We start from the raw sequence: 14,474 nt of genomic DNA, 5'->3' as shown, positions 1-14,474 counted from the left end.
GGGCGGGCCTGCTCGTGGTCGCTGGCTCAGGCACGCTGGAGGGATTGCCGGTGGCGGTGCTATTGCTCATGCCTTCGCCTCCTGCCCAGCCGAGCTGCGGGGGGCCTGCTCCGCCGGCGAGGCCGGCACGAGTGTCTTGACCTGAGCCAGGAAGGTTCGAGCCGCGTCCTGCCGGATGAGGGCCAAGGCCCGGTCGAAATGCGCCAAGGCGAGCCCGTGCTCGCTGTGCAGCCCGAGGACACGTACGGACGTCGCGGCATTCGCCGGGACTGCGTCGTCCTCCCGGTAGGGCCTGATCCAGGAGACGAACCTGGCTACCACCTGCTCTGGAGTCAGTCCTCGGCTGCCTCGGACGTGCTGGATGCGCCGGTCGACGAGCAGCCACCAACCCGCGAGTGTTTGGGCGTGCAGGATGCCGTAGAGCACCTCGGCGCTCAGCCGCTCGCCCCGGCTCAGCCGCTGTCCGATGATGTCGGCATTGTGCCGCCGTAGCTGGCAGGCCTGCTCGATGATCGCCTCCACGGACACTGCTTCGCTCGGGTCGGGCCAAGAGGTGGCGGTGGTGCCGGTGTCGGCTGCGCGAGTTGGGGCATCGGGGTGCTGCGGGTTCCCCATGGGGCTGTCCTTTCGTCGGGTGATGACGCCAGCGCCAGGACGCGCTGACACGGCCTGTCGTGCGTTCACGGCGCATCCGCCCTCGTTGAGGGAATCGCCGGGAGCACTACCGGGTTCGGGAGCGAGCTGGCAGGGTGGCGGTTGTCCACCCGCATGCCTGGAGCCCGAACGTCGGCTCCGTCCCGGGCCTCGGCGAGGTGCTGGGTAAGAAGCTGGCCGCTGACGGTGAGGAAGTCGCGGGCGGCGATACGTGAGGCGTGGGCGAGTGCGTGGTCGAACAATGTGCCCGGCCGGGCGGCCGGAGGCTCCCCGGTCAGGTAGTGGCGGGCCCAGGAGCGCACCCGACGCACCGCGTGATCGCTGGTGAGCCTCTTGCCGGTGATCTCCTGATCCACCAGATCCCACCAGGCTCGGGACGCCTGGGAGTGCGCGGCGGCGAACAGTTGCTCGCCCGACAGCCATCGCCCGTTCTGCAGGGCGGTGACCCCCTCGGCCGCCGCCGCGTAGTAGGCATGCCGCACGGCGGTGATCTTCTCTGCGGTCAACTCGTCGAAGGAGCGTGCGTCTTCGGCCGGACCAGCGCTGCTTCCGGGTGCGGACGCGGTGCCCGGCCTGTCGTTCGGGCACAGTGAGCCTGGCTGATAGCGGTCATCCATGGGTGCATTCCTTTCGTCGGGTGACACGGGCGGATGAACGGGTGAGGGTCATGGGGCCGCCCCGGTCGAGCGGCGCGAAGTCCAACCCGGCCGCGCCGGACCGGTGCAGGTGGGCGGGTGGTGATACGGCCTGAACGCGGCTGGGTAGCGGCCCGACTGTCACGGCCGGTACTCCTTGACGGCAGCCGCATGTTCGGCCCCGGCGGGCATGGCGTGAGCGGTGGTGGCGTTGACCGGCTCGGCGTCTCGCCCGGGAGGCGGGGTGAGTGCGTCGGCGAGCGTCTGGGTCGCGTCCAGGAAGGCACGCGCGCCGCCTCGACGGGACTCGGCCATCGCCAAGGCGAACAACCCGCCGTTGACCAGCGGGCGGGCGTTGATCAGCAGTTCCTGTGCCCGTTGCCGGACGATCAGTATTGCGGTTGCACCGTCGACGGTCTCCTCACAGCCGTGGGTGAGGTCGGTGACCTGCTGCCACCATGACATTCGGTGGTAGGCGTAGGCGATACGGCCCAGGTCCTTATCGCGCAACGTCCCCTCATCGTCAAGGCAGACGATGCGGTTGAGGGCCTCGCTGAGCTCATGCCGGGCGAGGCTGGCGTTGTGCAGGGCTAGGTCTTCGAGTCGTCCCATGATGAACTCCTTCGCTGGCAGCTGGTGGGTTGTGAGGGGCGGGCGTCCGGTTCCGGCGCGGGCCGGGACCCGAGCCCGGTGCGCGAGCGGGGTGCGAGCCACTGACGCGGGGTTCGGTACGCCCGGCTTGGGTGTCCGGTGTGGCCCCACGTCAGGGCCGCACCGGACGGGCGGGCCTGTCAGACGGTGGCCAGCATCCGGAAGGCGCGGGCTTTGATCTTGGCGTTGTCGTGATCGTCGAGCAGGGCCCGCTCGGCCCGCACCGTGGCCGCGTCGCGGCTGCCGAACACTGGGCTCTTGTGATCCAGCCGCTCGGTCACCGCGTTGTAGGCGGCCCAGCGGGTGTTACGGATCGGCTCCTGGGTGGGGGCCTGCGCGAACAGGTACTCCAGCTCGCGCATGGTCAGGTCGTGGTTGCGCTTGGCCAGTTCCTTCGCGTCCGAGGGGAGCGGGTGGAGGCGGGTGGCGAACTGACGGAACTCCTTAAGGTCCATCGGGACGGCGAGGAGCTTCTCGGCCTCGGCGGCGAACGCTTCGCCGTGCTTCCAGGTGAGCCTGAGCGCCTCGCGGGCCTCGGCGATGCGCCCGGCCACGTTGCCGGTATGCCGGACGGTGAACTTCGAGGCGTGATTCGCCAACGCCGCCCGTTCGGTGTTGGCACACACCACCCGGACCGGGGTCGCAACCGTCGTGAACGCGCCCCACCCGTCATGCCGGGAGAACGCCGCCAGGTAGAGGTCGATCTGATCGAACCCGCCGACCATGAGCGGCTCGGGCAGGCGCATCGTGACGAACACCCGCCGCCCGCCGTTCAGCGACCCGCCCGTGTCGAAGATCGCCCCGGACTCGTCCACCAGGGTCTGCAGGAAGTCGGTCACATCCTCGTTCTGGAGGACCTGGTAGTCCCTGCCGACCCGGCCGAGGCGCTCTGGCTGGCCGGTGACCGGGTTGGTGCGCACCACGAGGAAGTCCTCGTCCGTGACGACCGGCTGGCCGGTGACCGGGTCGGTGACCTGACCGACCGGCACCTTGCGCACGTTCCATCCGGCGAGCTGGGCGTTGGACAGAAGTTCCTCGGCGGTCATCGGGCCGGGCGCGGTGTAACCGAGCCCGTGCCAGCCCGGCTTCCCAGCGGCGGCGAATCCGGCCGAACCGTTGACGAAGATCTCGATTTCGTGAGCCATGACAACAGTGCCTTTCTGATGCGTGGCATGCGGAACAGACGCGATGCCGCGATGGGTGTGAGTGGGGGTCCGGCCCCAGCCCGTGCGGGCCGACGTGCCGGTGATCAGTAGTAGAAGGGGATGCCGCCCGGCGCGAGGCAGAGGGGTGAGTGCCGTAGGCGATAGGCGCGGCGCGGGCCGGGCGCGCGGGCGGGCTGTAGGGGTGTCCCGCCCGATGCCGGGCCGGGGCGGGCGGGGCCAGGCGGCCCGCCCCGGCCCGGCTCAGCCGCCGCAGGTGTCGGCCCCCGCGCCGTCCGGGTCCGTGCCGACAGGGTTGGGGTTGGCGGTGGGGGCGAGGGCGAACCGGCGGGGCCGCTCACAGGTCAACACCGCGTCGCCGAGGCTGACGAGGCGGTCCAGGGCGTTGGCCACCGCCCCGGACGAACGGTCCAATACCCGCCCGATCTCGTACGGGGTGAAGTCCTTGTCCGGGAACTCGATCAGGTGCGCGTGAACCATGTCCCGCAACGCACCCGCCCGCACCATGTCACCCGTGCCCGCGCCGCTGGCGGACGTGCCCGGACGGCCACTCGATCCCGCGCGGGCCGGGGTGGAGGTGCCGGTCAACGCCGCCCGCGCGTTGCGGTGGACAGTGGGGACCTTTGCCATTGCCATTTCCAGGCATCCCAGCGCCATCACGACGTTTCCCTCGTCCTTCGCCATGATTGCCCCGCTGAACAGGTTCACCAGCTCCGTCAGTTCGGCGTGCGCGTGTGCCCACGCCGGATCATCTGCCACCGGCTCAGACACCAGCTCTGATGCGGCGGCCTCGGGGGCCGAGTCGAGGTCTCCGTCCGTCCCGTCCGGACCCAGATGGGCTGCGTCGTCGGCGATCAGGTCCTCCTCGCCGTCGGTCGGGCCATCCGCCGGGGCGGGGTCGGTCGAATCGGTGGCGTCGGGGAGAGCCTCCTCGTCCGGCGCGGGTACCGTGTCAGCGTCCCGCGTGTCCGTGTCCGGCGTGGTGAGCGCGGAGGGCACGACATCCGGCGTTACCAGGTCCGGGCCCGGCGCGGACGTGTCGGCGCTACCGGTCGGCTCTCCGGCGATGATCGGGAACCACCGGTCCGCCGCCCGGCCGCGCGTGCTGCCGTCGCTCACGCCCGGCTCACGGCGGGCACGACCGTCGGCCTCGAACTGGTTGAGGATCTTGCCCGCCGCCATCCGGCTCAGACCGGCCGCCGCCCCGATCGCTGTGGCCGACCCGCCCGGCTCAGCGTTCAGCGCCGCCCACACCGCCGCCACACGCCCGTCAGCGTCCGTGGCGGGGTCAGCGTCCGGGGCGGCGGTCTTTGGGCCGTCAGAGGCCGTCAGGGGCGCGGCGTCAGCGGGAACGGTAACGGCGGTTTCCGCGTCAACGGAAACAGTCTCGGTAGCGGTCGTTTCCGGGGTGTGAATAGCCATTGCGTGACGCCCTTTCCGGTCGCATTACCGGCCCCGTCTCAGGCCGGTGTTTTTCGTTTGCGCTACGACCATCCCTCGCACATAACGCAGCTGGCAAGCCGACCGGCCAACAAATGTTGTCACCCCAACGGCTGGAGAGGCTAACCCAACGAAGCAATCACTGATCTGCGTCAACAGCTTCCACAAAGGCAATCCGATCGACTTGACATCAATGACCGATCCAGCTCTTCATGCATTCCGCCGGACGACGGCGAACGATGCATGATTGCCCGAATTCAGCGAGAAAGATCTGCGAGATGAATACGCATACCGCTTGACATCGATATGGGGTCGAGCGTTCATGGAATTAAGCGGGAAACACCGCCGACCCCCACACCGGAATAGCGCCGGACCGGATGAAAGGGAATGGCACATGAGACACACCGACACCGCCGATCGCCGCGCGGTGGAACCTGGCCATGCCCGCTCGCTGGCCGACCACGGCTTCGGATGGGCGATCATGTGGGACGACCGCCACGATCAGCCCGTCATCGTCCGCCCCGAACACGGCGACGACGGCACCCTGCTGGAAATCTGCACCTACGAGGAGATGTTCACCCTTGGCGGCCATTGCGCCACCCGCGAAGACGCCCGCACCTGCGAGGAATGCATGCCGGGCGGGCAGCCCGACTTCAAGGTGATCGCCAACCATATGACCGACATGCTCGGTGACCACTACATCTGCCGCGACGACATCGCCGCGTGCATGCCCCTCACCGTGCCGTACACCCGCGCCCTCACCGCCTACGGCTACCAACGCCGCGCCCAGGGCGGTCCCCACTGCGAGCACACCTTCCATCAGCGCTACGTCTCACCCGAGGGTCACCCCGTCGAGCTGATCATGCCCATCAGTCCAATCCCGGACGACCCCTCCGCGCCGCCGCTCACGATCGAATGGACCTACCTCGGACACATTGGTCCCGAGGGCGCCTACCCAGTCACTGATCTCCCCGCCGACACCCCACCCGCCGACGTGGCCGAACTGATCGCCACTCACGTTGCCATCCATCCGCCCGCCCCGTCCGCTGACACCACGAACGGCACGGACGCGCCTACGGGGGCGGAGGCGCCCATCACCGTCTAATCGACGCCCCAACACCCGGACGGCCCCGGTACCGCCCCACAGCGGTACCGGGGCCGCGCGTATCCCCCGACTGATCAGCCCACGTCGGCGAACCCGTAGCCGGTCGCGTCATCCAACGCCGCCAACCCCAAGCAATCCCATTCGCACGGTTCCCCCGGCCTCGCGTCGCACCCCTCACATGGCTGCGACGGGTGGGCCGGACGAAAGATATCGATCATGCCGTCCGGTAGGTCTGCCGTCCGCGTGACATACCGAGCCGGGTTAAGCACTACATCCGTGGGCCGCACATCAGCCGCCGCCACCGTCATGAACTTGCCGTCCCAGCCACTCGACGGATAAGCCATTTTCCCCACCTTTCTGAATTTCCTGCTGACATTCTTATTCTAGCTCGACAACACGGCCACCAATAGGGAACTGGACTATACTTCCAAGACCGAAAGGTAAAGTTCTTCGGCGATTCTGCGCCCCGGCACACGAAAACCGCGCCAACCCGCACAGCCCCCAGCCACGCCGCCCCGCCGCACGTCAGACCCGGCGCGACCAGTCAAGACGAAGACACGCTCGCCGCTCAGGCCAAGGTTGACGGGGGCCAGCCCCGGCCAAACCGCAGGCCGGTCACTTACTGTTGGCAGCCAAAGAAGAAAGGGAAGCGGCAAGGCAGGCGTGAACAGCATGAACAGTCACGAAAACGCACGCACACATATTCGCAGGAGTCGTCTTTAGACGAGTCGGGCGGTCCACCGCTACCTCCGAAAACGGCTTGACCGGCAAGAACGAGCTCTCCAAGGGATAGCAGTCTTAATCGCGTAGGCGAACGCTACCCCAGTTTCCAGTATGAAAATCTGCTCCCATCAGGAGCGCCTCCGCTGCCGCCCATGCCCCAACCGCGCAGGCGCAAGCCGAGGCGGACGCGGCCCTCTCCGTTCCCAGGAGTGGTTCGCCTCGCCCCGGACGCGAGGCGAACCCACCCAGGCCCACCCAGCACCCTCCGCGCCGGACAGGTATCAACGCTCACCTGCACGCCGGGTGTCAAGCCCGCACTCCACGATCACACGGCCATGCCACCGCTCGGGCGGCGACAGCGACCGCTGCGCCGGCCTTCGACCGGACCCACTGATGACGGGGCCCGCCCCCGCCAGCAGGAAACCGGTCACGACCCACCCGCGATCGCCCTCTCCGGCCCGCGCTGTCGGCCGGGAGTGACCCCGAGGCCTGACCCATGGCCGTATCAGCCACCCGTACGGCCACCAATCCACCCGCACCGGGCCAGCGGCAGCAACCGCCACGTGCCCGTCCCCGACCGTTCAGCGCCCAACACCCCTGACGGTGGCCCAACCGCCGTCAGCGTGCCGCTCAGCCCCGCCCCGGCATCACCACTACACGCCCCACCCGCGTCCGCCCCCGGTGACAGCGACACGTTCGGCATCGGCAGGTGCTCGAACGGCTCGTCCGATGACAGGGCTTGCCGCAGCTCGTCGGGGCCAGTGGCGCTGATCAACACCTGCTTGCCGCGCATCCCCAGCCACTGATACCGCACCACCAGGAAAGCCCAATCAGGCCAGTCCCGGCGCAGCGCGGCCAGCGCCTGCTGCGCCCACGGCTCCTGCCCGAACGCGGACGCTTGGTCCGTCTTGCCTCCCACAAGCCTGAGCGAGGGCCCAGGCCTGCGACCTCCTTCCCGCTGGCCGAGCCAGGTCTGTTCCCTGAAGCCATCAAGACGCCGGGCAGGCCGACCGAACAATGGCCCGGTCTCGCCCGCAGCTTCCTCCCCCAGGGGTGCGCCGTCGCAGCAGGCGGTGGCACGAATCGCCAGGTGGCTTGGCGCAGCATCCCCTGGCTCCATCTCCCGCACAGCAGCCGCCTCCTGCACCTGCCCGGCGCGAGCGGCTGCCTCGACCGCCGGGCCCCGATGAACCACGTCAGCTCTTCGAGGTGCGCACGCAGTTTCGCTGGTGAGAGCGAGGTCGGCCCAGACCGCGTGCCCAGTACTCGCATCACCCGCGGCTCCCACCCGGATCGCCAGCTCAGCGACCCCGAGCAAGCCCCGCCCGTGCTCAGCTTCCTCTGGCACCGAACCGGGCATGCGGGAGAAGTCCGGGACGCAGTCGCCGCCCAGATCATGGACCACGATCCGAGCTACCGCTGCTCCCCACAGCACCTCCATGACGAAGAAGCCCTGCGCTTGCCCCGAGCGTGTGTGCCGCAGCGCGTTGCTGACCAGCTCGGCCGTCACCCACTGAGCGTCATCCGCCCGCCCGGTGTCCGCCAGCAGCTGCCCGACCATCCGCCGGGCTGGAGCTGACTGATCCGCCCTCCCGGCGAAGGCCCGCCGCCAGGCGACCCCACCCCACAGCCGCGAGGAGCGGAACGTCGACATCACCAGCCCTGGCGCCAGATCCGAGAACTCCTCCCCCAATGGCTGCTGCTGACGGCCCTGCGGAATGAGGCTGTCGACCGTCTCGCTCGAGGTCGCGTGCTGCGTGAGGTCGTTCATGCTGGCTGCCTTTCCGGTCACGCCCCCGGCCGGTCCAGGAGCGGCCAGCACGATCACCCACCTCGCCGGCCGAATCACACCCCCGGCCCACGCCCTCACCCGCGCCGAACCCCGACCTGCGGCAGCACCGGCCGTAGCGTCACCGACACCCGGCGAACGGCTCGGCGATCACCCCACGCGCAGACTGGAGTCCCTCATCAAAGCCCGCCTACCGTCCCTCGAACCCCCGAACCCGGGGCCCGCGCACCACCACGCGCTGCACGACGAAGGGACCTCAGCCCATGCCCGGCACCGGATACCAGACGCTTCTCGATTGCCGCCGCCGCAGCCGATACCTACGCCAGCACGGCTTCACCATCGACCAGATCGCCGTCATCCTCCGCCTCGACCACCCCGCCACCCCGCTCCGCCTCTACCGGTATGCCGCCGGACTCACCGCGGCGCAGACGATCGAGGTCTTCCACCGGCTTGCTGGGACCGTCGGTGCCGGACTGCGCGAGTCTCGCCTCTACGACTACGAGAACTGGCCACAAGTAGGCCGGCGGCCATCCGTCTCGACGCTCCGCTCTCTGGCCCGCATCTACGGCACCCGCCCCACCCATCTCCTCACGCCCGAGATGCTGGCTACCTACGCAAGGCACGACCAGCGCCTTCTTCAAGAAGGGTGAGCCCCAGCCGGGGGCCACTGCCCGATCTCCACCAATCGCCGGGTCTCCGCCATCCGCCGCTCTTTGACGGGCCTGACTAACGAATGAACCGCTCATACACCTGCCGGGCGTGCGGACTCGGCACCGCGTCGATTTCCGCCAGCCGTTCCCTCAACAGCTGGAACGAACGCCGTACTGCGGGCAGGCGCCCGAGTTCGCCTTGGACCGACATCAGCAGGCACCACAACGTCTCGCTGCACGGATCGATACGCTCGACCGCCAACCGCAGCACGTCCACCGCCCGGCCTGGATCATCGGCCCGCACCAGCTCGGCCAGCCGTTCAGCGGCATCCGCCGCCTGTCGCTGAGCGGCCTGCCGCAACGGCAGCACCCACAGATCATCGAGCCCAGCCAGCAGCTCCCCCCGATACAAGGCCAGCACCTCATGCAGCGCCGCCACCCGCACAGCGTCCTCGGCGGCGATCGAAGCCAGCTTGCACGCGTCCTCGAACCGCCAGAAGTCCACATCGAACGATGCCGCCGGCAGCAGTCGCCGCTCCCCGGACTTCAGCACGAAGCGCACGACGGCCGCACACCCTGTCGCCTGCCGCATAGCCCGATTGATCTCCCGCACCGCCGACTCCAAGCGGCGCCCGCCAACTTCCCCCGGCCACAGCGCCTCAGTGATCCCTTCCGCCGAAACTCCGTCCCGCGACACAGAAAGCAGCGCAAACAACTCGCGCGCCTCGGCACGGCCGAAATGGACCTCCGACCTGTCAAATGACAGCCGTGGTACCCCCAGCACCTCGACCTTCGCCTTCCCCGCCGCCGCCACGAAGCCCGACCCCAGCCCGGCTGTGGCGCCTGGCATGATGAGCGACTCAGCCTCCGCTCCTGCCCTTAAAACCGTCGGGCGGGAGCTGGCCTGGTCAAGCTGAGACGTAGTCACCGCCAGATGCTCACTACGGTCAGGCTCGTCCGCCGACTCCGCCGACTCCGCCGTCACGCAGTAGACCCCGGCCGCCTGCGTCCCAGCGGATGCCAGGACAGCCGCGGGAGGTACTTCAGTCTTCTCAGCTTCCTCACCGTTGCGGCCATCGATACGGCGTGGACGCGCGGCACCGCCAGACAGGCCCACGGTAGAAGAGCCCGCGCTCGCCTGCGCCGGCCAGGACCGGAGACGTCCGATAAGCGCAGCGCTCAAAACCATGAGCATGAGCCCGAACGCCAGCGCAGCACCGAGCGGACCCATCGCCTCAGACAGATCACCTGACCTCGGTCTCACCGCTGCGCCTCGTGCCGGCTCAGGGGAGGATGTGGAGACCGATGCCGACGGCGTCTTCGATGGAGCTGGTGGTGTGGAAACCGTCGTTGACGATGGCTTCCTATCCTCCCTCCGTGGGTGCTGCTGACGGTCGGCTCTTGTCTGACGATCCCGGTTCAGAGCTCGACCCGGAGCCTGGCCAGCTTCCGGGCCGCTTTCACCCAACCTGCGCGGTTCGGCATCCCTCCGATGAGATCTAGCTGGCTCAGCTTCAGGCGATCTCACCGTAGAAGCCACGTCACGTGGCTTCGACACCTTCTGCGGCTTAGAAGGGGGCGAGGTAAGTATCGGATTGCGCTGCGACCGTTCCAGCAGCCCCAGGAGATCCGGCGCCCGGCCTTCCATCAGGTCGCCGTACACCAGCGCACAGAACTTCTCGATGTCGTACACCTGACGTGGCGCTCTGCCCACCTGCGGACAGTAAGGCTCTGCGTTAGCCAACGCAGAGGCCGGCAAACCGACGCAAAGCAGAGTTGACGCCGTAACCGCTGCACTCAGCTTCCTCGCTACATCTTCGCCGAGTCGCCGCCACATACTGCCTCCCTTGCCGCTCTCAGGCGTCCGCACTGATCAGATCGTGCGCGGCACCGCAACGGAAGTGGTGGAACTCTTCACCGCAGCAACTGACCGAGGGCGTGACGTCCAGCGCAGCGAAAACGCCTATGACAGCGGGACTCTGAGGCACAGCGCTCAATGGTGAAAACTCACCATCGCTCGAAACCACTCATCGCCCGACACGACACGAAGGCCCATCACACGGCGTATCAGAGCCACTACTCTCTGACCCGGAGGTGGCGATGGACGAACAGGATCAGGTCAAAGCACAGCGCCTATTGGAAGGCGTCGTCCCGAAAGAGATCTTCGTGTCGTACTCCATGCTGCTCACAGAGGGCGGCTGCCCTGAGGACGACGCCGCGTCCCTGCTGGGAAGCAGTGAGCAAGTCGCTGAACTCACGGCCCGCGGGATGGCGCATCGCCGACCGGACGGCCCCTCGATGCCGCCACGGCTCGTGCCGGCTCCCCCAGAGCTCGCGCTGCAGGGCGTCTTAGCGGATCTTTCGCGCCGCCTCATCAGCGATCAGGAGCGGTTACTGACTGGACACAAGCGCCTGAGGGAGTTCCACCAGACACCAACCGCGCCGTCCTCAAACTCCGCGATGGACCGGCTCGTACAGATCGTCACCGACCGGGACGAGATCAGCCGCCTGTCCTACGCACTCATCAACGCCGCGCGGCACGACTGGCTCACGCTTGACAACTACGTCCTGGAAGCGCCCGTCGAGGACACCACCGGGTACGTACCGCTACCGGTCTTCGAGGGCCAGGTGCAATGCCGAGCGATCTATGAGACCCGCTGCGCAGAACATCCCATCGGCGCGAAGACGATCGAGGCGGCGGTCGAAGCCGGGGAACAAGCGCGGCTGCTGCCTCGCATCGGGATGAAGATGAAGCTTGCAGACGAAGCAGTCGCACTTCTTCCTTTGACACCGACAGGCATGGGAGGGGCGCTGCTCGTGCGCTCGCCCGTCATCGTCGGTGCGCTGCGGGAGTACTTCGAGCTGCTATGGGAGAAGGCGATCCCGTTCGGTAGCGCGAAGGCCGCCGCGCCGCTCACACCCACGCAGCTGCAGGTGCTACAGCTGCTCAATCAAGGACTATCCGACGAGGCGATCGCCCGGCGGATGGACATCAGTGTCAACACCATGCGCAGACACTGGACCGCCATCCGCGATGAGCTGGGCGTGGAGACCCGCTTCGCCGCTGGAGCCGCAGCAGTACGCCGCGGTTGGATCGACTGAACTCGAGAGGTCTTGTCATGCCCGGATACCTGGACTTTGTCCCCCAACAGCGATTCCAGCCCACCCTCGCGCTGTCCCCGGACGGCCAGCTGGTCGCCTACTCCAGCCACGTCTCGGGACACTATGACCTGTGGGTCGTTCCCGTCGCCGGTGGCGAGCCGCGCCGCGTGGCCGGCTTCGACGACCGGACAGTCCGGCAGATCGCCTGGACACCTTCCGGCAACGAGCTGGTCTTCACCGCCGATGAAAACGGCGATGAGCAGTACCGCCTCTACCTCGTCGCCCTGGACGGCAGCGGCCTGACCGAGATCGGCCCCGGGGCGGACTGCCAGCGCTTCCTGGCGGGATCTCCGTTCGACCCGACCGGCCGCTTCCTGGCCTACACCGCCAACGACCGCGACCCCGCCGCCCAAGACTTGATCGTCCGCGACCTGGAAACCGACAAGCTTCGCCGCTTTAAGCCACCCAAGGGCGTCGCGTTCGAGGCCGTCGGCCTCTCCCCCGACGGCCGTTGGTTGTTGTCGAGCGGTTTCCGCTCCAACACCGACGTATCTGCCTATCTCACCGATTTGAGCAACCCTGACGCTGAGCCGACCTGCGTGACATCAGCCCTCGGTGCGGGCGTCTTCGACCCTTGCGGCTGGGCAGCAGATTCCAGCGGCTTCTACTTGCTCACCGACCATTGGAGCGAGTTCACCGCCGCGGCCTTCTACGACCTCACGGCCGAGACCATTCGACCGATCGCCAGCCCGAGCTGGGATGTCGAGGTCCTCGACACCGCCGCAGGAGTCCGCATCTGGTCAGTCAACGAGGCGGGCCGCTCCTGCCTGCACGCCGACCGCGACGGTACTCCACTGCCGCTCCCCGACATCCCGCCAGGCGTCATCTCCGCCCTGTCCCTGGCGCCTGACGCATCCCTGGCAGTTGTCCTCATCAACTCCGCGGCGAGGCCGGCAGAACTAGCGGTCTTGGACCTAGCTCGCCATGAGTTTCGCTACCTCACCGACACCCGCCCCCCGGCCTTGCATGTCATCAACCCCATCGCCCCCGAACTGATCACATACCCGGCGCGCGACGGCCGCGACGTCCACGCCCTGCTCTACCGCCCGGACGGCCCCGGACCTCATCCCGTCCTGCTGTCCGTGCACGGCGGCCCAGAATCCCAAGAACGACCCATCTACGCTCGCTCCGGCCTCTACCAGCACCTCCTCCACCAGGGAATCGCCATCCTGGCCCCCAACTTCGCCGGATCCACCGGCTACGGCACCGCCCACCAGAAACTCATCTACCGCGACTGGGGAGGCATCGACCTCGACGACCTGGACCACGCCATCCAGTACCTCCGCACCCTCGACTGGACCGACCCGAACCGCCTCGCCGTCATGGGCGCTTCCTACGGCGGCTTCGCTGCTCTGTCCTGCTTGGCCCGCCTTCCCTACCCATGGGCGGCAGGCGTCTCCATCTGCGGCCCCAGCAACCTCCTCACCTTGGCGAAGGCGTCACCCCCCACATGGAAGACGTTCGTCGCCACCGTCCTCGGCGATCCCGACACCTGCGCCGAACACCTCCTGGAGCGCAGCCCCGTCACCTACGCCGACGGCATCACCGCTCCCCTGTTCGTCATCCAGGGAGCCCATGACCCACGCGTCCCCCAGGCCGAATCCGACCAGATTGTCACCCGGCTACGCGAACGCGGCGTCGAAGTCCGCTACGACATCTATCCCGACGAAGGCCACGGCTTCACCAACCGCGCCAACGAACTAACCGCGTACGAGGCCATCAGCACGTTCCTTCACACCCACCTGCTTGCCACAACTGCCGACCGCTCCGCATCGCTCCACGTGGGCTGACGATTTCACCCAGACCAGCTACTGCCAGCCTGCCCCCGGCTTACCGTGGCGGTCGGCAGCAGCACCTCCTCTCCTGCGGTGAGGCCGCAGGAGAGGAGGGCGATGCGCACGGCGGCTGTGCCGGAGGGGACAGCGACCGCACGGCCGACGCCGACCACGGGCCACCAGGCGGCACCGGCAGCCAAGATCGTTGTTGGGCGAGGGCCGGGGGCGGGCGGGCCGGTCAGCCAGGAACAGCGGTCCGGCGTGCGTCCGGCCAGCGGGCGAGGCAGCAGCCAGGTCGGGCCGGGGCAGATGACGCAATGCCTGGTGAAAGGCCTGCTGGCGGCTATCAGCGTCGCCCACTCGCCAGCCGGCCCCTCTTGGCCATCCACGAACTCAAAGGCCGTCCACCCGGCTAAGACGTGGGTTCCGTCATCTGCACGACCGGGCCGGGGAACTCGAATCTCAGTCGAGAGCGGACGGTTCAGCTCACCCGCGGCGAGTGGGCCGTGCAGGAGATCCTCCACGCCGACTCCTCCGGCGTCTGTTTCACCGCCTCAGGACCGGTGGCCGATGACCCCTACCGCCGCCAGGTCTGCCGCGTCGGTCTCGACGGCACCGGCTTCTGGTCAAGAAGACCGCCGAGTCGCTGGGCGTCGTCGGCGCCCAGGTGGCCGTCGTCAGCGGTGGGGACGTGCGCGTCTGTTCCACCGGCCTGGCCAACGCCGCG

11 protein-coding genes are annotated in these 14,474 nt (G+C 68.2%); 4 read left to right on the top strand and 7 right to left on the bottom strand.

Translation table 11 applies throughout. The features are described from left to right. Positions 1–66 precede the first annotated feature (66 nt). From BMX74_RS44695 to BMX74_RS41340, 5 genes are all read right to left on the bottom strand, one after another. Positions 67–522 carry a hypothetical protein gene (locus BMX74_RS44695; protein ID WP_177227717.1) on the bottom strand — a complete coding sequence of 152 codons (456 nt, stop codon included), beginning with the start codon at positions 520–522 and terminating at the stop codon, positions 67–69. Positions 523–680: 158 nt separating this feature from the next. Continuing rightward, positions 681–1,271: a hypothetical protein gene (locus BMX74_RS41355; RefSeq protein ID WP_091105901.1), complete on the bottom strand. Its 591-nt coding sequence runs from the start codon at positions 1,269–1,271 to the stop codon at positions 681–683. 159 nt (positions 1,272–1,430) lie between these two features. After that, positions 1,431–1,901, bottom strand: a complete 471-nt coding sequence (locus BMX74_RS41350; protein ID WP_091105900.1) for a hypothetical protein — start codon at positions 1,899–1,901, stop codon at positions 1,431–1,433. 179 nt (positions 1,902–2,080) lie between these two features. Further along, positions 2,081–3,085, bottom strand: a complete 1,005-nt coding sequence (locus BMX74_RS41345; protein WP_091105898.1) for a DUF932 domain-containing protein — start codon at positions 3,083–3,085, stop codon at positions 2,081–2,083. Positions 3,086–3,346: 261 nt separating this feature from the next. Continuing rightward, positions 3,347–4,525 (bottom strand): prolipoprotein diacylglyceryl transferase, encoded by a 1,179-nt coding sequence (locus tag BMX74_RS41340; RefSeq protein ID WP_091105897.1) that lies wholly within the window; start codon positions 4,523–4,525, stop codon positions 3,347–3,349. 412 nt (positions 4,526–4,937) lie between these two features. Here BMX74_RS41340 and BMX74_RS41335 point away from each other — a divergent pair, with 412 nt between their 5' ends. Next, positions 4,938–5,648: a hypothetical protein gene (locus BMX74_RS41335; protein ID WP_091105896.1), complete on the top strand. Its 711-nt coding sequence runs from the start codon at positions 4,938–4,940 to the stop codon at positions 5,646–5,648. Between the two features lie 1,228 nt (positions 5,649–6,876). Here BMX74_RS41335 and BMX74_RS41325 read toward each other — a convergent pair. After that, positions 6,877–8,142, bottom strand: coding sequence for an ATP-binding protein (locus BMX74_RS41325; RefSeq protein ID WP_091105893.1), 1,266 nt, complete (start codon positions 8,140–8,142; stop codon positions 6,877–6,879). Between the two features lie 281 nt (positions 8,143–8,423). Here BMX74_RS41325 and BMX74_RS41320 point away from each other — a divergent pair, with 281 nt between their 5' ends. After that, positions 8,424–8,810, top strand: coding sequence for a helix-turn-helix domain-containing protein (locus tag BMX74_RS41320; RefSeq protein WP_091105892.1), 387 nt, complete (start codon positions 8,424–8,426; stop codon positions 8,808–8,810). 76 nt (positions 8,811–8,886) lie between these two features. Here BMX74_RS41320 and BMX74_RS44690 read toward each other — a convergent pair whose 3' ends face one another. Then, positions 8,887–9,372 carry an AfsR/SARP family transcriptional regulator gene (locus BMX74_RS44690; RefSeq protein ID WP_177227716.1) on the bottom strand — a complete coding sequence of 162 codons (486 nt, stop codon included), beginning with the start codon at positions 9,370–9,372 and terminating at the stop codon, positions 8,887–8,889. Between the two features lie 1,538 nt (positions 9,373–10,910). Between BMX74_RS44690 and BMX74_RS41310 the strand changes: the two genes are divergently transcribed. Together BMX74_RS41310 and BMX74_RS41305 are read left to right on the top strand one after the other, a co-directional pair. Then, entirely contained in the window at positions 10,911–11,912 is a 1,002-nt protein-coding gene (locus tag BMX74_RS41310) for a LuxR C-terminal-related transcriptional regulator (protein WP_091105889.1), read from the top strand. Between the two features lie 17 nt (positions 11,913–11,929). Further along, the gene (locus BMX74_RS41305) at positions 11,930–13,762 is read left to right on the top strand and encodes a S9 family peptidase (protein ID WP_091105887.1); all 1,833 of its coding nucleotides are present in this window, start codon (positions 11,930–11,932) and stop codon (positions 13,760–13,762) included. Positions 13,763–14,474 lie beyond the last annotated feature (712 nt).

The organism is Nonomuraea pusilla (assembly GCF_900109355.1).
Classification (GTDB): Bacteria; Actinomycetota; Actinomycetes; order Streptosporangiales; family Streptosporangiaceae; genus Nonomuraea; species Nonomuraea pusilla.
This window is presented reverse-complemented; position numbering and strand designations above follow the sequence as displayed.